Genomic DNA, 18365 nt, shown 5'->3' with positions numbered 1-18365 from the left:
GCTCCTTACTTCCGGCCGGTCATGCCCCCGTGACCAGCCAGGCCGTGCCGTACGCGCGGAAGGAGAGCGTGAGCATCCGGGCCAGCATCCACACGCCGAAGGCCGCCCACAGCGCGACGAGGCTCCCCGCGACCAAGGCGAACGGCAGGTACGCGAGCGTGGTGACCAACCCGGCCCAGGCGAGGTAACGCTGGTCGCCCGCGCCGATCAGCACGCCGTCGAGCACGAACACGACACCCGCCACCGGCTGGAACAGCGCCACCAGCCACAGCACCTCGTCCAGCCGCTCGGACACCGCGCCGGGAGTGTCGAACACCCCCGGGATCAGCGGGCGGAGCGCGAGAACGGCCAGGCCGAAGACGACGCCGCACCCCACCCCCCACGCGACCATGCGGCGGGTGGCCGACCGGGTCGCGGCCGTGTCGCCCGCGCCCAGGGTCCGGCCGGTGATCGCCTGCCCCGCGATGGCGATGGCGTCCAGGGCGAACGCGAGGAACGTCCAGATCCGCGTCGCGATGGTGTGCGCGGAGATCTGCGCGTCGCCCATCCGGGTCGCGAACGACGTGGCGGTCAGCAGCACCACCTGCAGGCACGCTGTACGGATGACCAGGGCCAGGCCGGCGGTGCCGGCGGCCCGGATTCCGGCGAGGTCGGGCCGGAGCGGGGCGCCGTGCCGCCGGGCGCCCCTGACCACCATGACGAGGTAGACGGCCGCGCCGAGCGCCTGGGCGATGACCGTGCCCCAGGCCGACCCGGCGACGCCCCAGCCGAGCCCGAGGACGAACCAGGCGTTCAGCACGCCGTTCAGCAGGAAGGAGCCCACCGAGACCGCGAGAGGCGTCACCGTGTCCTGGAGGCCGCGCAGCACGCCCGTGCCCGCGAGCACGAGAAGCAGCGCGGGCGTGCCGAGCAGGCTGACCCGCAGATAGGTGGTCGCCAGCTCGGCCAGCCGGTCGGAGGCGCCGAAGAGGTCGACGATGCCCGGGGCGAGCGGCCAGCAGACGGCGATGACGGCGACGCCCACCGCCGCGGCCAGCCACATGCCGTCCACACCCTGCCGCATCGCCCGGCGCGTCTCGCCCGCGCCCATCTGCCGCGCCACCGCCGCGGTCGTGCCGTACGCGAGGAAGACGCACAGGCCGACGATCGCGGAGAGGGCGGCGCTCGCCACGCCGAGAGCGCCGAGGGCCGGATCGGGCAGCCGTCCGACGATGACGGAGTCGGTCAGCAGGAACAACGGCTCGGCGACCAGGGCCCCGAACGCGGGGACGGCGAGCCGGAGGATCTCCCGGTGCCCGGCGCCGGAGGCTCCCCGCCGATCGGCGTCCCTTGTCAGTGGCATAAGGGTATTTTGCCAGTTACATATCGATGCTCGGCATTGTTACCTGGCGTCGCGGAGCCGCCATGCCGATCCGGTCTCGGCTATCGTCCGATTTTCCTTCCTCCACAGCCCTTGGATAATGTTTCGGCTGCTCAGCGCGGCTTGAGTGGCGTTGGCCACAGGGTTATCCCCAGGCTCGTCCCCAGGGTGTTCACACCTGAGCGGCCGAAGTGCACACGTTATCCACAGGCGGGTCCACAGGTCGCGTTGCCGGTAGGGTGCGGCAGCCGCGAAACTGTCAGACCGGCGGATTACAACTGGGATTGCTGTGTTGGGGGGTGTCTGCAGTGAGCGTGCTTGATTTCCCGGGCGGGCCGGGGGGTTCCGGAGGCTCCGGAGGTCCCGGTGGCCCGGGGGGCTCCGATGTCGCCTTCGAGCGGACCCCGCCGCACAACATCGAGGCCGAGCAGTCCGTTCTCGGCGGCATGATGCTGTCGAAGGATGCGATCGCCGACGTGGTCGAGGTGCTGCGCGGCGACGACTTCTACCGCCCCGCGCACCAGATCATCTACGACGTCATCACCGACCTCTACGGCCGGGGCGAGCCCGCCGACTCGATCATGATCCTGGACGATCTGCAGAAGCGCGGCGAGCTGGGCCGGGTCGGCGGCGCTCCCTACCTCCACACGCTGACCGCGGTCGTGCCCACCGCGGCCAACGCGGGTTACTACGCCAAGATCGTGCGGGAGCAGGCCGTCCTGCGCCGGCTGATCGAGGCCGGCACGCGCATCGTCTCCTACGGGTACGGCGGCCAGGGCGAGGAGGTCGACGACCTGGTCGACCGCGCGCAGGGCGAGATCTACAAGGTGACCGAGCGGCGTACCTCTGAGGACTACCTGCCGCTGTCGGAGATCATGCCGGGCGCGCTGGACGAGATCGAGGCCATCGGCAGCCGCCACGGCCAGATGGTCGGCGTCCCCACCGGCTTCCAGGACCTCGACGCCCTCACCAACGGCCTGCACCCCGGCCAGATGATCGTTGTGGCCGCCCGACCGGCCATCGGAAAGTCCACGTTAGGACTAGATTTCGCCAGATCTGCCGCTATCAAGCACGGTATGACGACTGTTGTCTTCTCGCTGGAAATGTCGCGTAATGAGATCACGATGCGACTGCTTTCGGCGGAGGCGAGGGTCGCGCTGCACACCATGCGCTCGGGGACGATGAGCGACGAGGACTGGACCCGCATGGCCCGCCGCATGGGCGAGGTCGCCGAGGCGCCGCTGTTCATCGACGACTCCCCGAACATGTCGATGATGGAGATCCGGGCCAAGTGCCGCCGTCTCAAGCAGCGCAACGACCTGCGGTTCGTCATCGTCGACTACCTCCAGCTCATGAGCTCTCCCAAGCGGACCGAGAGCCGCCAGCAGGAGGTTTCCGAGCTGTCCCGGTCGCTCAAGCTTCTCGCGAAGGAGCTGGAGGTGCCCGTCATCGCGATCTCGCAGCTCAACCGTGGTCCCGAGCAGCGCACCGACAAGCGTCCTCAAGTGTCCGATTTGAGGGAATCTGGGTCGATTGAGCAGGACGCCGACATGGTGATCCTCTTGCATAGAGAGGACGCCTACGAGCGGGAGTCGCCGCGGGCGGGCGAGGCCGACCTGATCGTGGCCAAGCACCGTAACGGCCCCACCGCCACCGTCACGGTGGCGTTCCAGGGCCACTACAGCCGCTTCGTGGACATGGCCACGCACTGACGACTCCCGCAGAGGGCGGCTACCGCCAGAGGGCGGCGACGGTCGCGGCGGCCGCCCGTCCCTGGGCGTACCCCGCCTCGGCGGACGGCGTCCGCACCTCCGGGTCGAGCGGGTCGGGGCCGATGGCCGCGCGGGAGGCGTCGTCGGGCTGGATGACCTCGACGGTCGTGCCGAGTGTCGCGACCTGCCCGGCCAGCACCGGATCCTCAAGCGGCGAAAGCACGAGCACGCGGTCGTGACCGGCCGCGAGGTCGGCGTTGTTCGACGAGCGCATGCCGCCGTCCATGTAGCGGGTGTCGCCGATGGTCACCGCGGGCCAGACGCACGGCACGGCGCAGCTCGCCGCCACCGCGTCCACCAGGCTCACGCCCGACCGCGGCGTGAACAGGATCGGCTCGCCCGTGTACGCGTCGACGGCGACGATGACCAGGTCGCGGTCGGGCCATTCGTGGACGGGCAGCCGTGCCGAGATGACCTCGCGCCGCCGTTCCTCCGTCACGGTGGACGCGGCGAGCGCGAGCGCTCCGGCCTTCCTGCGCGCCTCGGCAGGGTCGGAGGTCTGGGTGTAGATCTCGACCCACTGCTCCATCAGCTCGGCGATCGCCACGCCGCTGGGGATCTCCGGAGCCTGCGCCGCCGGGTCGATCTGCCGCCTGAGCAGTTCGTCGAGTGTCAGGCCGCTGGTGATCTGGGCGGCGACGGTGGAGCCGGCCGAGGTGCCCACGATCCGGTCCGCGCCGGTGACGTCGACTCCGACGTCGGCGAGCCCGGCCAGCACGCCGGTCTCCCAGGCGATCCCGGCGACGCCCCCTCCGCCGAGCACCAGCGCGCGGGTCGTCGTGTCCATGGGCATCCCCTTACACATAAGCCGATACTTCACAAGATGATCTAGGTCATCTAGATCGTAGTGAAGCAGAAGGAAGATGAGCTCACCGGCACTGGGCGAGCATCGTCGCCTTGTCCGCCCGGGTCACCGGAAGGCGGTACTTGAGCGCGACCTGGGCGAACCGGGTGACGTATGCGCAACGGATCTTCCGGTTCGGAGGCAGCCACGAGGCGGGCCCGGAACCGCCCTTGGCCTCGTTGGCCGGGCCGTACACGGGAAGCAGGTTGAGCGGGTCGTTCGCGATGCGCAGCCGTTTCGCCATCGGCCAGTGGGCGGCGCCCATCCGCCACGAGTACGACATCGGCACCACGTGATCGACCTGGACGAGGTCGGCGCGCTGCTTCCGCCACCGGATGGTCCGGCCGGTGTACGGGTCCTTGAGCGTCAGCTTGGTCACCACGCAGGGGGAGCCCTGGCGATATCGGACGTTTTGGCCGTCCCGGGCGAGCAGGTCGTTCCGGGTGCTGCAGCCGTTCCCCGCGTACGGCACGCCGTCGGCGGTGTCCGCCCAGTTCTCTCCGAAGCGGGTCCGCGCGTACCCGGTCTTGGGGCCGCTTCCCTTGACCCGCAGCTTCCGGATCAGCGCGACCGCGGCGGCCCGGTCCTTGGCGGAGGCGACCGGGGCGAGCCCCGGCTTGGTGCCGCGGGTGTTGTTCAGCGGCATGGCCCGCGCGGCGCCGGTCGCGGCCCGCGCACCCGAGGCGCCGGTGGCGCTTTGTTGGGTCCCTTTGGCGGCGACGGCGGCGAGCAGGATGCCCGCGACCGCGACGACGACAACCTCGCGCGTTTCCAGAGCCGCCTCCCCGATGAAGCCCGGCTAAAGAAATCCCCAAAAAACGGGTGCCTGACCCATCGGGGAGGTGAGGTCCCCGTTTACGAGATCGTCGCGCCCGCGCGGAAAGGCAGCGGGCGCGACCTCACCCCACCGGGCGCGACCTCACCCCACCGGGCGATAGTGCGTGGTGATCCGCCCCTCGTCGAAGACGTGCAGGGCGACGGCCGGAGGGAGGTCGAGGTCGATCGGCGGGCGGGCCTTCGTCTCGAACGGCGTCAGCGCGGTGTTCACCACGCCCGGCGCCACCAGCAGGGGCAGGCCCGCGAACGTCGTCGCCGCGCCCGTGTGGGCGTGCCCGGCCAGCACCGCCACCACCTGGGGGTGCCGGCCGAGCACCGCCGCCAGCCGCTCCGGCTCGCCCAGCCTGATCTCGTCGACGTACGGGATGCCCAGCGGGACGGCGGGGTGGTGCATCCCGACGAAGGCCGGTACGTCGGGAGCGGCGGCGAGGACGGCGTCGAGCCAGTCGAGGGTCTCGTCGCCGAGGAGCCCGTCGTGCCGTCCGGGGATGCTCGAGTCGCACAGCGCGATCGTCGCGCCCGGCAGGTGGAGGACCTGGTTGACCGGCCCGCCGGCGGCCGGGCCGTCCTCCGTCCCGTCGAGCATGACCTTGCGGAGGTCCTCGCGGACGTCGTGGTTGCCGGGGCACAGCACGAAGGGAACGTCGGCCGGGACCAGGCCGCGAGCGATCTCGTACTCCTCGACGGCCCCGTGGTCGGCGATGTCTCCGGTGAGGAGGATCGCGTCGACGGGCAGGCCGCCGACGTGGTCGAGGACTCTCGCGGCGCGCGCGGTGTTCCGCTCGCTCCCGTCGATGTGGATGTCGCTCACATGGGCCAGCACGAGCACGGGGTCTCCTCAGCGTCGGGGATCTCAGCCTCCCACGGGCTCAGCCGACGGGTACGGCGAGGCGCTCGGCGAGGATGCCCGCGCGGGCGAGCTGGACCTTGCGCGCCTGGCCGGCCGCGAATGCTGTGAGGAACCAGGGTGCGGTGATCTCCAGCCGGTCGTCCACCCGGGTGCCGGCCCCGTCCGGCGTCAGATCGAACCGGTAGACGAGGCGGACGTTGCCCGGGCTCGTCACGTCACCGCGTACGGAGAGTCCCTCGGTGAGGAGTGTCACCGCGATCGGGTTGTCATGCGTGAAGACGCCGAGGAACCGGAACCGCTCGATGGAGGTGTAGCGGATTACGCCGGGTTCGGAACGATCCACATCCTTGACCGCCACAACGAGCGGCGACAGCCCGATGTAGCTCTCGGGCGTGGTGAGATGCTCGAACACCACCTCGGGGGTGGCGTCGACGTGGAACGTATTGGTCAGTACCTTCTGCGGCACGACGGCCTCCGGACTTGGAACGTGATCTATGCCGGGAATTGTGACAAAGACCGCGCTTGGCGAGAAGTCCAGATCATGAATTTCGGAGGAGAACATATGCGGCCGCCCGGCGCGCAGGGCTCCCCGGGCGGAGACGGGCGGCCGTCACGACAGGGTTCACCCGACGTCGCGGAGGAAGCGGGTGGTCTCCTCGTCGGCCGGGAAGAACGACTCGATCATCATCTCGGCGACCGTGACGTCGAGGGGCGTGCCGAACGTCGCCACGACGCTGAAGAACGACAGCTCCCGATCCCCGTGCCACAGCCGGAGCGGGACGAAGATGTCGCCCGGCCCCGGCAGCTCCACCTCGGGCTCCGGCTGGTCGCAGGGATAGTCCCGCAGCTCCGCGTACAGCTCGGCCAGCTCGGCGTCTCCGGTCAGGGCGATCTGCCGTTTGAGCCGTCCGAGCAGGTGCGCCCGCCACTCCCCGAGGTTCGCGATCCGCGGGGCGAGCCCGTCGGGGTGCAGGCTCGCACGCAGCACGTTCGACAGCAGGTCGGGGGCGATCCCGGCCACGAGCATGCGGAGGCCCGCGTTGGCGTCCACCAGGTTCCACCCCCGGTCCACCACCACGGCGGGGTACGGCTCGTGCCCCGCCAGCAGCTTCCCGATCGCGTCGCGTACGGCTGCCATCTGCGGCGAGTCCAGCGTGGATTCCGTGTAGACGGGGGCGTAACCGGCGGCGAGCAGCAGGTGGTTCCGCTCCCGGAGCGGGACGTCGAGGTGCTCGGCGAGGTGGAGAACCATCTCGCGGCTGGGCGTGGAACGCCCCGTCTCCATGAAGCTCACATGCCGGGTCGAGATCTCGGCCTGGATTGAAAGGTCGAGCTGGCTCAACCGGCGGTGCTCGCGCCACGTGCGGAGCAACTCGCCGATCGGCCGGTGATGGATCGAAGCTGTGGTCACACGCACGACGTTATGCCCCGCCGGTGAACGGTCGCGATTCCCCGAGAGGTAATGGACCGGGCGCACCCCGGCCGGGCGGATCACTCCCAGCGGAACATGCGGGCGGCGGCGATCCCCGCGATCAACGCCCACCCGGCGAGCACCGCGAGATGCGTGAGCGAGGGTGCGTGCCCTCCCATCGTGTCCCGCAGCGCCTGCCCGAACGCGCCGGTCGGCGTGAAATCGCTCGCCACGCGCAGCGGGGACGGCATGAGGTCGCGCGGAAGCCACATGCCGCCGAGGAACAGCAGCGGGAACAGCACCGCGGAGCCCGCACCTTGCACGACCTTCACGCTCGACGCCACGGCGGCGAGCCACAGCCCGATGGAGAACAGGGCGATCGCGCCGAGCAGGAGCACCCCGGCGAAGCCGGCGAGCAGCCGCGGCACCGGCATGTCGAGCACCAGATGTCCCAGCGCCAGCGTCAAGGTCGTGCTCAGGACGGCGACGGCTGCGCTGATCGCGATCTGCGCCACGAGCAGCGCCCCGGGGCGTACCGGCGTCGTGGACATCCGGCGCAGCACCCCTTTCTCCCGGTACGTGACCAGCGTCGTGGGAAGCGCGCTCAGCGCGAGCGTCGCGAGCGAGAGCAGCACCATCATCGCGGGGAACTGGGCGTCGACGGGCCGCTCGCCTCCGAGGGCCGGATCCGGCTTGCTGAACCCGGGGACGGAAAGGCCGAGCACCAGCAGCAGCGCGACGGGCAGGAGGGTCACGAAGAACACCGCGGCCGGCTCGCGTAGGAACAGCTTCGCCTCGGTGAGGATCAGTTTCTTCTGGACCAGCATCAGGATTCTCCGGTTTCAGCAGAGCCGGTACGCGACGGCGTACGGGCGGGGGGACGGGTCACTGGGGGCCAAGGGCGTCCGGTGGGCCGGAGCACGCGCCGAGAGTCGAAGGGAAGTGCGGTGGTGAACGCGGCGGCCGGGGCGTGCGCCGGGGGAGGCGTCACGACGAGACGGGCGCGTTCCCGGTGAGGGCGAGGAAGGCGTCGTCGAAGGTGGTCCGCTCGGTGCGCAGGCCGCTGACCTGCCCCGGTGTGAGGGCGCCGACCACGGTGACGAGCAGGTCGCCGGTGCCGGTCACGACCACCTCGTCACCGTTCCGCCGGACGGTGGTGACCTCGGGCAACGCCGTGAGGGTATCGACGGGCCCGGTCGTGTGGAAGACGATCCGCTGCCCGCCGCCGGCGCGCTCGATGAGCCCGTCCGGGGTGTCCACCGCGAGAACGCGGCCGGCCGAGATCACCGCGACCCGGTCGCAGAGCCGCTCGACCTCCTCCATGAAGTGCGTGACCAGCAGCACCGTCACGCCCATCTCGCGGACGCGCTCGATCAGGTCCCAGGTGTCGCGGCGGGCCTGCGGGTCGAGGCCGGTGGTCAGCTCGTCGAGTATCGCGATCCGCGGGTTCCCGACCAGCGCGAGCGCGACGGACAGCCGCTGGCGCTGCCCGCCGGACAGCTTGGCGAACGCGACGCGCGGGTCGAGGCCGATCTCGCCGAGCAGCGCACGCCAGTCCGCGGGCCGCGGATAGAAGGACGCGTAGAGCTCCAGCGCCTCCCCGACCTTCAGCTTGTCCGGCAGCGAACAGTCCTGGAGCTGGATGCCGATCTGCTCCTTCACGTCGGTCAGGCCGGCGCCGAACTCCACGACGCCGGACGACGGCGTGCGCAACCCGGCGACGCACTCGACCGTGGTCGTCTTTCCGACGCCGTTGCGGCCGACGATCCCGAAGATCTCGCCTTCCTCGACCGCGAACGACACGTCGTCGACCGCGACCTTCTCGCCGTACGTCTTGCGCAGGTTGTGGACAGAGATGATTGCCATGCCACGAAGCTAGAAATCTCGCGCTCCGGGGAGAATGCGGGTGCGGACCCGGTTATGGTGCACTTTTGCCCGACGGGGGGTGGGGATAACTCCACCCCTCCCGGGTGTCTCGGGTCACTGCGCACGCCCGTTCCCTCCGTACAGACTGAGGCGCATGAACCGACGTACTCTCGCGGCAGTGGGCCACGCGACCGGCCTTCTCGGGATGGTGATCATCGGGCAGCTGGTCGGCCTGGTGATGCTGGTCGCGGTCGCGCTCACCTTCCTCGTGGGTTTGGTGTTCGCGTTCACCCCTGCGGTACGGCTCGCGCGGGCGACGACAGGGGCGCAGCGGAGGCTCGCCGCCAGGTGGTCCGGCGTGACGATCGACGAGCCGTACCGGCCCGCCCCGCCGCCCCCGCGGCCACAGCGGGACGGCTGGTACCGCGACGGCCGCAACCTGTACAAGACGCCGCGCGTTCCGGCGTTCAACCGGCGGTTCACCTGGATGGTGAACGACCCCGCGACCTGGCGTGATCTCGCCTACCTCATGCTGAACCCGTGGGCCGGCGGTCTGATCGTCGCCCTTCCGGTGCTGCTCGTCGCGGCCGGGCTCCCCATGCTGCTCGACGGCAACATGCTCGGCCTGCTGCCTGCCGTCATCGCGGTGGCCACGGCGCCGGTCGTCATCCCGTGGAGCCTCCGGGCCCACGGGCAGATCGCGCACGGGCTGCTCGCGCCGACCGAGAAGGCGCGGCTCGCCCAGCGGGTCAGCCACCTGGCCAGGACCCGGATCGACGCGGTCGACTCGCAGGCGGCCGAGCTGCGCCGCATCGAGCGTGACCTGCACGACGGCGCGCAGGCGCGGCTGGTCGCGATCGGCATGACCATCGGCGCCGCCGAGCAGCTCGTGGACACCGACCCGGCCGCCGCCAAGGCGCTGCTCGCCAAGGCGAGCGAGGCGTCGGCCACCGCGCTGCGCGAGCTGCGTCAGGTCGTGCGCGGCATCCACCCGCCGGTGCTCGCCGAGCGCGGGCTCAGCGACGCCGTACGCGCTCTCGCCCTGGACACCCCGCTCACCGCGCACGTGACCGCCGACCTGCCGGTACGGCCGGACGCCCCGGTGGAGTCCGCCGCCTACTTCGCGATCAGCGAGCTGCTGACCAACGCGGTGAAGCACGGTGCCGCGACCGAGGTGTGGATCGACATCAGCCACCAGGGGACCACCCTGCGGGCCACGGTGACCGATGACGGCCAGGGTGGAGCGGACCCCGAACGGGGGACCGGACTGCAGGGCATCGAACGCAGGCTCGCGGCGTTCGACGGTGTGCTCGCGCTGAACAGCCCGATCGGCGGCCCCACCACGGCCGTCCTGGAGCTGACCCGCGCCCTGGACAGCGTGGTCCCGCCGCTCGCGAGGTGGAAGGGCATGACCCTGGGCGTGTGCTGGGGCATGTGCTGGCTCCCGCTGATCCCGCAGGGGTTCGTCGCGATGGTCATGAAGCTGACCGGCGCCCCGGAGAAGTCGTGGTTCCTGGCGCTCCACATGCCGGAGGCACTGCAGTGGCCGACGATCGTCGGGATGATCCTCCTGGGCGGTGGAATGCTGGCGACCGCGGTGACCCTCACCAACCAGGTGAAGCGTGACAAGGTAGACCGGTGAGCGTAGTCATCGCCGAAGACCTGCACCTCCTCCGCGAGGGATTGGTCGCCCTGCTCCAGGCACACGGGTTCAAGGTCGTCGCGGCCGTCGAGTCCGGTCCCGATCTTCTCGCCGCCCTGCTCAGGGAGCGCCCCGACGTGGCCGTCGTCGACGTACGGCTACCGCCGACCTTCACCGACGAGGGCCTCCAGGCCGCCCTGGAGGCCCGCCGCCGGATCCCCGGCCTGCCCGTGCTCGTCCTCTCCCAGCACGTTGAGCAGTTGTACGCCCGGGAGCTGCTGGCCGACGGCTCGGGCGGTGTCGGCTACCTCCTCAAGGACCGGGTCTTCAACGCCGGCCAGTTCATCGACGCGGTGCGCCGGGTGGCCGAGGGGGGCACCGCCATGGACCCCGAGGTGATCGCCAAGCTGCTGGCCCGTAACGCGCGCAACGAGCCGATCGGCCGGCTCACTCCCCGAGAGCGCGAGGTCCTCGAACTGATGGCCGAGGGCCGCTCCAATGCCGCCATCGGGCAGCGGCTTTTCCTCAGCGACAGCGCCGTGGGCAAGCACACCGCGAACATCTTCGCCAAGCTGGGGCTGGCTCCCTCGGACGACGACAACCGCCGCGTGCTCGCCGTACTCGCCTTCCTGAACGGCAAACAGGCCCCCTGAGGGGCCTGCTCGAGGTCAGGAGCGGATCAGGGGAGCAGCTGGCCCCAGTAGAGCGCCCAGGGGATGAAGAGCAGGCCACCGGTGATCAGCACCCACTCCCGGAGCCGTGCCGTACGCAACCGGGTCGCCGTGACCACCGTCGAGATGAGGGTGGTGAAGGCGAGCAGCTGCACGACCAGCCAGAGGATCGGCCGACCGGCGATCAGCGGGCCGAGGTCGATGCCGTGGCCGTTGGCGGAGCCGATCATGGACACGGCCGCGTACACGGAGAGGGGCACGCTGATGAGACCGGACGCCGCGAGGATCCGGGCAGGCCAGGAACCGCCGGTGCCGCCTCGGCGACGACGGACCAGAGCGGCCACCGGATAGGTCGCGAACGCCACGATCAGCAGCACCAGCACGATGAGCTGGGCCTGCCAGCCCTCCCACCACGCCGACTCGGGGAGCGGCACGCTCCTGGTCGGCTGTGCGGGCAGCGGGTCGGCGCTCGACGCGGGGACGTGCCCGCCGGTGACGTCGCGGACCCAGGCGCCGACGGTTTCGGCGTAGCCGGGCACCAGCTCGTCGGCGGCCTCGCGTCCGCCGGCCCACAGCGCGTGCGGGGCGTGGGGGAAGAACTTGATCGTCACGCTGCCGGGAAGGGTCTTACTGAAGACCTCCGCACTCTCCGCCGGCGGGATTTGGTTGTCCTCGGCGCCCCACAGGGCGAGCACCGGCTGGTGGATCTTCTTCAGCGTCGGAACGGGGTCGTAGTGGGCCTCGGGGAACATCCCGGCGTCCGCGCCCACGCGGTAGAAGCGCTCGTTGAGCAGGGTCCGGGCCGATCCCTCGATCCCGGCTCTGTCCACCTTGTTGGCCATGTTCCAGGCCTGGGTGCGCAGCGGTTCCAGGCCGGGCCCGCCCACCGTGATCATGAACTTGATCTCCGAGTTCCGGGTGACGGCGATCGGCGCCACCCACCCCCCTTCGCTGAGGCCCCAGACGCCGGTCTTCGCCGGGTCCACCTCCGGACGGTTCCGCAGTACGGCGAAGGCCTTCAGCGCGTCGTCGGCGAGCTGGGAGTAGTCCCGATTCAGCTTGGAATAGCCGACGCTGCGCTTGTCGGGCGCCAGCACCACCATGCCCTGCTTGGCGAACTCCTCGGCCTCCTTCTGGAGCTCGCTCCATTTGTTGCCCTGGCCCGACCCGTGGACGAGCAACAGCCCGGGCAGCTTGCCGGTGGCGTTCGCGGGCTCGAAGATCCGGCCGCCGAGCGTCTGTCCGTCGCTGGTACGGAAGCTCACGTCGGCGGTCTTGAGCTCGGACGTCCCGGCGCTCTTCGTCCCGGCGGCGTCGGCGGCGGCCGGTGCCACGGTGGCGGCCACGGCGCCGAGGGCGAGAGCGAGGGAGGCGGCGCCAAGAGCGGTCTTCACGGGGTTCTCCAAGGTGGTGTGCCAGAAGTCGGGAAACGCGACGTGAGCGACGTGGATCCGGCGCGGTGCTGTCGCGATGTCCGCCGTGTCGCGTCGGGGCAGGTCGTGTTGTGTCGTGTCGGGCATCGCGTCGTGAAATGCGATGGCCTCATGGTTTCCCGGCGGGGCACTTCGCGGGATCGCCGATTCGAGCGGTCTTCCCGCTCCATCACGCGAGGGAGGTGGTCCCGAAGGGGGATCCCTCGCACGACGGAGGAAACGATGTCGATCGCCCGCAATACTTGGGCTCTATGTCACCGATGGCGCGATTTCGGGCGCTTCATCCACTCCTGATTGACGCCGTACTGACGGCCGTGGTGCTCGCCGCGCAATCGGTCCCGTTCTTCTACACGAGCCGGATGGCCGGCCCGGAGCCGTGGACGGTCATGGAGTACCTCCCGGTCATCGGCGCCTCCCTGCCACTGATCGTGCGCCGCAGGTACCCCTTGGCCGTGCTCATCGCGATTATCCTGGCGACCAATGTGTACTCGATGCACGATCCGGACATTCCCCCGCAGCCCCTCTGGTACGGACATCTCGTCGCCACGTACACCGTCGCTCAACTCGCGCCGCGGTGGCAGCGCCTGGCGCTCCTTCTGCTCATGGTGCCGGGATCGATCCTCTTCGGTGGCAACTCGGTCCCCACCCTGGTCCGCGGTCTGCTGACGTGGGCCGCCTCCTACGCCCTCGGCCGGGCGGTCACCGTCCACCAGGCGTACGCGACGGTCCTGGAGGAGCGGGCGGCCCAACTGGAACGCGAGCGGCAGCTGGAGGCGGAACGCGCCGCCGAGCGCGAACGCGCCAGGATCGCCCGGGACATGCACGACATCCTCGCCCACGCGGTCAGCATCATGGTGGTGCAGGCCGAGGCCGGTCCGCTCGCCGTACGGACCAATCCCGACCGGGCGGAGGCCGCCTTCGACGCGATCGGCGCGGCGGGCCGGGAGGCGATGGCGCAGCTCCGGCGGATGCTCGGCCTGCTGAAGGAGACCGAGGGACCCAGGGAACCGCAGCCCACGATCGACCGGATCCCCGAACTGGTCGGCGGAGTCGGCGACACGGGCCCACGGGTGTCACTGACGACCACGGGACAGCCGGTCGCCGTCTCGTCGGATGTGGAGATCGCCGCCTACCGGATCGTCCAGGAATCCCTGACGAACATGCTCAAGCACGCCGCCGCCACTGAGGCGGAGGTCCGGCTCGACTGGCAGGACGACGCGCTGTCGATCACCGTCACAGATGACGGGCGGGGTCCCGCGGCCGACTCGCGTGGGGCGGACACGCCCAGCCCCGATCCGCGCGGTGCGGAGAGGCGCGGTCCTGATCTGCGCGGGCCCGGTTTCTCCGGCGGAAACGGGCTGATCGGGATCCGTGAGCGGGCCGCGGCCTGCGGCGGCACCGCGTCCTTCGGCACGCCACCGGGCCGTACGCACGGCTTCCAGGTGGCCGCACGGCTACCGCTCGCCGGTGTGTGAGGGTGAAGCGCGGCAGCTCCCACCTCCCGGGCATACGACGACCTCTGGCAGGGTTGCCACGTGACGATCAATGTTGTGGTGGCCGACGACCAGGAACTCGTCCGGAGCGGTTTCTCGATGATCCTCGACGCCCAGCCGGACATATCCGTGGTCGCGGAGGCGGGTGACGGAGCCGAGGCGATCGAGGCCGTCCGCCGTCATGCGCCGGACGTGCTGTTGCTCGACATACGCATGCCCCGCATGGACGGCATCGAGGCCGCCCGCGTGGTGTGCGCCGAGACCGACACGAAGGTCCTCATGCTGACCACCTTCGACCAGGACGACTACGTGTACGACGCCTTGCACGCGGGCGCGAGCGGCTTCCTGCTCAAGGACGTCCGCCGGGACGACCTCGTCCATGCCGTACGCGTCGTGGCGGCGGGCGATTCCCTTCTGGCGCCGGCGGTGACCCGCAGGCTGATCGACGACATGGTGCGCAGGCAGCCGCGTCCCGCCATCGCTCCCGTTGGGTTGGACGTGCTGACCGACCGCGAGCGGGAGACCCTGGTCCTTCTCGGGCGCGGCCTGTCCAACGCCGAGATCGCCGCCGAACTGGTGGTCAGCGAGCACACGGTCAAGACGCACGTCAGCAACGTGCTGATGAAGCTCGGGCTGCGCGACCGCGTCCAGGCCGTCGTCGCGGCGTACGAGTCGGGGCTGCTCCAACCCGGCACGCGCTGACCTGGCAGGTTCGTTCTGTCGGTCCCGGCCGATACCTTTGCCTGGCAGGCAGGCGCGACAGGAGGTCCCGTGAAGTTCGAGGTGAACCGTGATGTTCTCGCCGACGCGGTGGCGTGGGCGGCCCGTGTCCTGCCCGGGCGGCCGGCCGTTCCGGTGCTCTCCGGTCTGCTGTTGGAGGCCGGCGACGATCTGCGGATCTCCGCGTTCGACTACGAGGTCTCCGCGCAGGTGGTGATCGAGGCCGTTGTGGCCGAGCCCGGCCGGGTGCTGATCCCGGGAAAGGTGCTCGCGGAGATCACCAGAAGCCTGCCCAGCGAGCCGGTGCGGATCGCTCTCGACGGCTCCGAGGCGCTGCTCACCTGCGGCAGCGTCGAGTTCGGTCTGATCACCATGCCCGCCGAGGACTTCCCGTCCCTGCCCGCGATGCCGTCCAAGGTGGGAGCGGTCGGCGGCGGAGTGTTCGCCACCGCGATCGGCCAGGTCGCCGCCGCGTCGAGCCGGGACGAGACGCTCCCGATGCTCACCGGCATCCGCATCGACATCGACGGTGTCTCGGTGTCCATGGCCGCCACCGACCGCTACCGGATCGCGGGGCGCGACTTCCTGTGGCATCCCGTCCACGAAAGTGAGCGGCACGCCGCGGTCGTGCCCGCCCGGGTGCTGGTCGACGTGGCCCGCTCGCTGCGCGGCGGCGAGGTGTCCATCGGCCTCGGCGACAGCGTCGCCGGCTTCGAGAGCCAGGGGCGCACGACCACCGTTCGCCTGCTCGACGAGCAGTTCATCGACTACCGCTCCCGGCTCTCCACCGAGTGGGCCATGCACGCCGAGGTGCGCGTGGCGCCCTTCATCGAGGCGATCAAGCGGGTGGCCCTGGTGGCCGAGCGGAACACCGCGATCCGGCTCTCGTTCTCCGCGGGCGAGGGAGGTTCGGCGGACGGCAGGTGCCTGATCCAGGCGGGCGGTGGTGACATCGGCCGCGGCGCCGAGGTCGTCGACGCCCGCTTCACGGGAGACGACATCCAGATCGCGTTCCAGCCGCACTGGCTGCTGGACGGCCTGACCGGGGTGGAGACGGAGCACGCCCGCATCAGCATGGATTCGCCCACCCGACCGGCGCTCATCTCGAACGAGGGTGACGACCCCGACTTCCGTTACCTGGTGATGTCGCTGCGCCTGGGCTGAGCCCCTCCCACCGGCCAGGGCGCCGGGAGGGGACGTGCATGGCTGATTGACCGGCGAAGATCGTTCGGGTGAAGAGCGAAGGCCGGGGCAGCCGTGCGCGTCGATCAGCGGGCCGGGGTCGGCCGCGTGACGGGCTGAGTCCGGCGGGACTCAGCCCGCGAGGTCCTGCGACTCGGTGAGGGCGATCAGGATGTGCTCGATGCAGGCGTGTCCGGCCCGCTCGGCCGCCGCTGCGTCACCGGCCACGATCGCGCGCACGATCGCGTCGTGCGGGATGTAGTTCTGCTTCAGCGAGCCGCCCGCCGCCGCGATGCTGGCGCGCAGCGCGGCCGCGAAGTCGCCGTACAGGTCCATCAGCACGCTGTTGTGCGTCGCCTCGACGACGGCGATGTGGAACTCCAGATCGGCTTCCACGAACGCGTCCACGTGCCCGCCGGACCAGGTCTCCTCACGCTTGGAGAGGGCCTTCTCGATCTTCTCGATGTCCTCCGTCGTGCGACGCGTGGCCGCGAGCCGCGCGGCCTCCACCTCGAACGCCCGGCGGACCTCAAGGATCTCCAACTGCTCGGCGGCACGCAGCCGGCGCGCCATCGCGCCGGACAGCTCGCTCGTGGCCCGCACGTACGTGCCGTCGCCCTGGCGGCACTCCAGCAAGCCGGCGTGGGTGAGGGCCCGCACCGCCTCACGTACGGTGTTTCGGCCGACACCGAGGTGCTCCGCGAGCACGGTCTCCGTGGGAATCTTGGCGTTCATCTGCCAGGAGCCAGAGGTGATCTGCTCCTTGAGCTGATCGATCACCTGGTCGACCAGTGACGCCCGTTGCGCGGTACGCAGGCTCACATCCGCCTCCTCGGGGGACAGTCATCCGATGAGTCAATGACCGGTCGACCCTGATTATTCCAGAGCCCCCGAACGGGCCGAGAGCTCAGGGAGGGGTTATCGGACGAGCGCCGCCGATGCGGTGGATCCCGGCATGTTCGCACGGATTCCGACGGCTTCGAGAGCCCTACGATACGCCTTGGCCTGCTCCTCGCCGGAACCGGCCTGCCCCCAGAGGTCGCCGAGCTGGCGCCAGGCGCGGGCGGTCTCCCGGTCGATGGCGGCGGCGGTCCCTTCCAGCAGTTCCTGCGCCGTCCGCAGAGCCGGACCGGCGTCCTGGGAGCGTGCCAAGGCGATCTCGGCCAGGACGAGATGAGCGGTGGCCGGCACCGTCCCTCCCGTCCCCACGAGCAGATCGAGCGCCCGGACGGCGAAATCCGTCGCCGCTTCGACGTCACCCGAACGGAAACGTACGTGCGACAGCACGATCAGGCTGCGCGCGTGCTCGGCCACCCTGCCGGGCAGCTCGGCGAGGATCTGGGTCGCGGACGCGGCCAACTCGTTGGCTCGGTCCAAATCGGTGTCCTCGGCAGCCACCGAGGTGTGCCTCGCCCAGTTCATCGCAATTCGGGCGAAGCGGAACGCGAGTCGCTCGGGCCTGCCGGTCGCGATCGCGTCCTCCGCGAGCTGTACGGCGAGGGCCGAGTCCTCGCCTTCGGAGGCGGTGACGCTCGCCTTCCAGAGCGCCATCACCTCGTCGACGCGGTGATGGGCGCACTTCGGGGTGTCGTGCGCAGCCAGAACACGCTCGACGTACGGGAGGCCGGTCTCGGTCTCGGCCAGCGCGTCGGCGAGCTCCATCGCCAGCTCACCGTGCTCGATGCCGAGCGGCTCCACCTGGGACAGCGCCTGCGCGCCCAGGTCCCGGGCGCGCAGCGTGTCACCGGCCCGCTGGTAGCAACGACAGAGAGCGACGGTGATGGGCAGGTCGGCCAGGCGCTCGGGGTGCGCGGTCGCCTCCCTGCGCAGCCGCTCGTACGCCTCGACCGCGGAGCCGGTGAGCCCCTGGGCCTCCAGCGCCCGCGCCAGCCCGAGCTGAGCGTGCGCGGCGAGCATCGCGTTCTCCTCGCCGGCGGCCTTGACAATGTCGCCGAATCGGTCGGCCGCAATTGCCGGATCGCCGTGGAAAAGCTCAAGCTGGGCGTGACGGAGACCCAGCTCGGTGTCGATGCGTTGCCGTGGTTCGATCCCGTGCAGGAGGAACTCAGTGGTGCATCCGAGCCGTTCCGCGAGCAGCCGCGCCACGACGGGCGTGGGCGTTCGCTTTCCGGACTCGATGAGCGAGACATAACTGTCGGAAAGGTCGGGTCCGGCCAGCTGGGCCTGAGACATGCGCCTGCTCAACCGCAGTCCGCGGACGCGGTCACCGATGGTTCCCTGACTCGGCATCTGATCTCTCAGGGCGGGGAAATGGTCAATGGTC

General features: G+C 70.4%; 17 protein-coding genes. 6 read left to right on the top strand and 11 right to left on the bottom strand.

The genetic code is table 11. From position 1 onward, the window contains the following. Positions 1-19: 19 nt before the first annotated feature. Positions 20-1342: an MATE family efflux transporter gene (locus ACQP1V_RS42450; protein WP_433417360.1), complete on the bottom strand. Its 1323-nt coding sequence runs from the start codon at positions 1340-1342 to the stop codon at positions 20-22. Between the two features lie 326 nt (positions 1343-1668). Here ACQP1V_RS42450 and dnaB point away from each other — a divergent pair, with 326 nt between their 5' ends. Beyond that, positions 1669-3072, top strand: coding sequence for a replicative DNA helicase (gene dnaB / locus ACQP1V_RS42445; RefSeq protein ID WP_387413942.1), 1404 nt, complete (start codon positions 1669-1671; stop codon positions 3070-3072). Positions 3073-3091: 19 nt separating this feature from the next. Here the strand turns inward: dnaB and ACQP1V_RS42440 are convergent, their stop codons facing one another. The 7 genes from ACQP1V_RS42440 to ACQP1V_RS42410 form a co-directional block, all read right to left on the bottom strand. Continuing rightward, positions 3092-3919 (bottom strand): patatin-like phospholipase family protein, encoded by an 828-nt coding sequence (locus ACQP1V_RS42440; RefSeq protein ID WP_433417357.1) that lies wholly within the window; start codon positions 3917-3919, stop codon positions 3092-3094. 82 nt (positions 3920-4001) lie between these two features. Continuing rightward, complete coding sequence (locus tag ACQP1V_RS42435) at positions 4002-4622, bottom strand: HNH endonuclease family protein (RefSeq protein ID WP_433417354.1); 621 nt, start codon at positions 4620-4622, stop codon at positions 4002-4004. Positions 4623-4895: 273 nt separating this feature from the next. Continuing rightward, positions 4896-5642 carry a metallophosphoesterase gene (locus ACQP1V_RS42430; protein WP_433417351.1) on the bottom strand — a complete coding sequence of 249 codons (747 nt, stop codon included), beginning with the start codon at positions 5640-5642 and terminating at the stop codon, positions 4896-4898. A gap of 40 nt (positions 5643-5682) precedes the next feature. Then, a complete protein-coding gene (locus ACQP1V_RS42425; RefSeq protein WP_067137632.1) occupies positions 5683-6129 on the bottom strand; it encodes an SRPBCC family protein in 447 nt (148 codons plus the stop codon). 156 nt (positions 6130-6285) lie between these two features. After that, on the bottom strand, positions 6286-7074 hold the full coding sequence (locus ACQP1V_RS42420; protein WP_433417348.1) for a helix-turn-helix domain-containing protein: 789 nt from the start codon (positions 7072-7074) through the stop codon (positions 6286-6288). 80 nt (positions 7075-7154) lie between these two features. Continuing rightward, positions 7155-7901 carry an ABC transporter permease gene (locus ACQP1V_RS42415; protein WP_433417345.1) on the bottom strand — a complete coding sequence of 249 codons (747 nt, stop codon included), beginning with the start codon at positions 7899-7901 and terminating at the stop codon, positions 7155-7157. 160 nt (positions 7902-8061) lie between these two features. After that, complete coding sequence (locus ACQP1V_RS42410; RefSeq protein WP_433417342.1) at positions 8062-8940, bottom strand: ABC transporter ATP-binding protein; 879 nt, start codon at positions 8938-8940, stop codon at positions 8062-8064. Between the two features lie 154 nt (positions 8941-9094). Between ACQP1V_RS42410 and ACQP1V_RS42405 the strand changes: the two genes are divergently transcribed. Further along, entirely contained in the window at positions 9095-10582 is a 1488-nt protein-coding gene (locus ACQP1V_RS42405) for a histidine kinase (RefSeq protein WP_433417339.1), read from the top strand. Continuing rightward, positions 10579-11235, top strand: a complete 657-nt coding sequence (locus ACQP1V_RS42400) for a response regulator (RefSeq protein WP_067137638.1) — start codon at positions 10579-10581, stop codon at positions 11233-11235. The genes ACQP1V_RS42405 and ACQP1V_RS42400 overlap by 4 nt, the downstream gene beginning before the upstream one ends. Positions 11236-11261: 26 nt before the next feature. On the opposite strand, the gene ACQP1V_RS42395 is transcribed toward ACQP1V_RS42400, so the two are convergent. Continuing rightward, positions 11262-12773, bottom strand: coding sequence for an alpha/beta hydrolase family protein (locus ACQP1V_RS42395; RefSeq protein WP_433417337.1), 1512 nt, complete (start codon positions 12771-12773; stop codon positions 11262-11264). Between the two features lie 173 nt (positions 12774-12946). Here ACQP1V_RS42395 and ACQP1V_RS42390 point away from each other — a divergent pair, with 173 nt between their 5' ends. The 3 genes from ACQP1V_RS42390 (at position 12947) to dnaN (ending at position 16063) form a co-directional block, all read left to right on the top strand. Next, the gene (locus ACQP1V_RS42390; RefSeq protein ID WP_433417334.1) at positions 12947-14161 is read left to right on the top strand and encodes a sensor histidine kinase; all 1215 of its coding nucleotides are present in this window, start codon (positions 12947-12949) and stop codon (positions 14159-14161) included. A gap of 60 nt (positions 14162-14221) precedes the next feature. Beyond that, positions 14222-14881: a response regulator gene (locus ACQP1V_RS42385; RefSeq protein ID WP_433417332.1), complete on the top strand. Its 660-nt coding sequence runs from the start codon at positions 14222-14224 to the stop codon at positions 14879-14881. A gap of 69 nt (positions 14882-14950) precedes the next feature. Then, positions 14951-16063: a DNA polymerase III subunit beta gene (gene dnaN / locus ACQP1V_RS42380; protein ID WP_433417329.1), complete on the top strand. Its 1113-nt coding sequence runs from the start codon at positions 14951-14953 to the stop codon at positions 16061-16063. A gap of 150 nt (positions 16064-16213) precedes the next feature. Here dnaN and ACQP1V_RS42375 read toward each other — a convergent pair whose 3' ends face one another. Then, positions 16214-16903, bottom strand: a complete 690-nt coding sequence (locus ACQP1V_RS42375) for a FadR/GntR family transcriptional regulator (RefSeq protein WP_387413966.1) — start codon at positions 16901-16903, stop codon at positions 16214-16216. A gap of 96 nt (positions 16904-16999) precedes the next feature. After that, complete coding sequence (locus ACQP1V_RS42370; protein ID WP_433426130.1) at positions 17000-18331, bottom strand: helix-turn-helix domain-containing protein; 1332 nt, start codon at positions 18329-18331, stop codon at positions 17000-17002. Between the last annotated feature and the right edge of the window lie 34 nt (positions 18332-18365).

It is taken from the genome of Microtetraspora malaysiensis, from assembly GCF_050947145.1.
Taxonomy (GTDB): Bacteria; Actinomycetota; Actinomycetes; order Streptosporangiales; family Streptosporangiaceae; genus Microtetraspora_A; species Microtetraspora_A malaysiensis.
This window is presented reverse-complemented; position numbering and strand designations above follow the sequence as displayed.

Coding starts and splice junctions, on each gene's coding strand:
- ACQP1V_RS42405 (WP_433417339.1), top strand. CDS start 9,095: ATGAACCGACGTACTCTCGCGGCAGTGGGCCACGCGACCGGCCTTCTC.
- ACQP1V_RS42415 (WP_433417345.1), bottom strand. CDS start 7,901: ATGCTGGTCCAGAAGAAACTGATCCTCACCGAGGCGAAGCTGTTCCTA.
- ACQP1V_RS42370 (WP_433426130.1), bottom strand. CDS start 18,331: ATGCCGAGTCAGGGAACCATCGGTGACCGCGTCCGCGGACTGCGGTTG.
- ACQP1V_RS42395 (WP_433417337.1), bottom strand. CDS start 12,773: ATGCCCGACACGACACAACACGACCTGCCCCGACGCGACACGGCGGAC.
- ACQP1V_RS42410 (WP_433417342.1), bottom strand. CDS start 8,940: ATGGCAATCATCTCTGTCCACAACCTGCGCAAGACGTACGGCGAGAAG.
- ACQP1V_RS42435 (WP_433417354.1), bottom strand. CDS start 4,622: ATGCCGCTGAACAACACCCGCGGCACCAAGCCGGGGCTCGCCCCGGTC.
- ACQP1V_RS42450 (WP_433417360.1), bottom strand. CDS start 1,342: ATGCCACTGACAAGGGACGCCGATCGGCGGGGAGCCTCCGGCGCCGGG.
- ACQP1V_RS42390 (WP_433417334.1), top strand. CDS start 12,947: ATGGCGCGATTTCGGGCGCTTCATCCACTCCTGATTGACGCCGTACTG.
- ACQP1V_RS42440 (WP_433417357.1), bottom strand. CDS start 3,919: ATGGACACGACGACCCGCGCGCTGGTGCTCGGCGGAGGGGGCGTCGCC.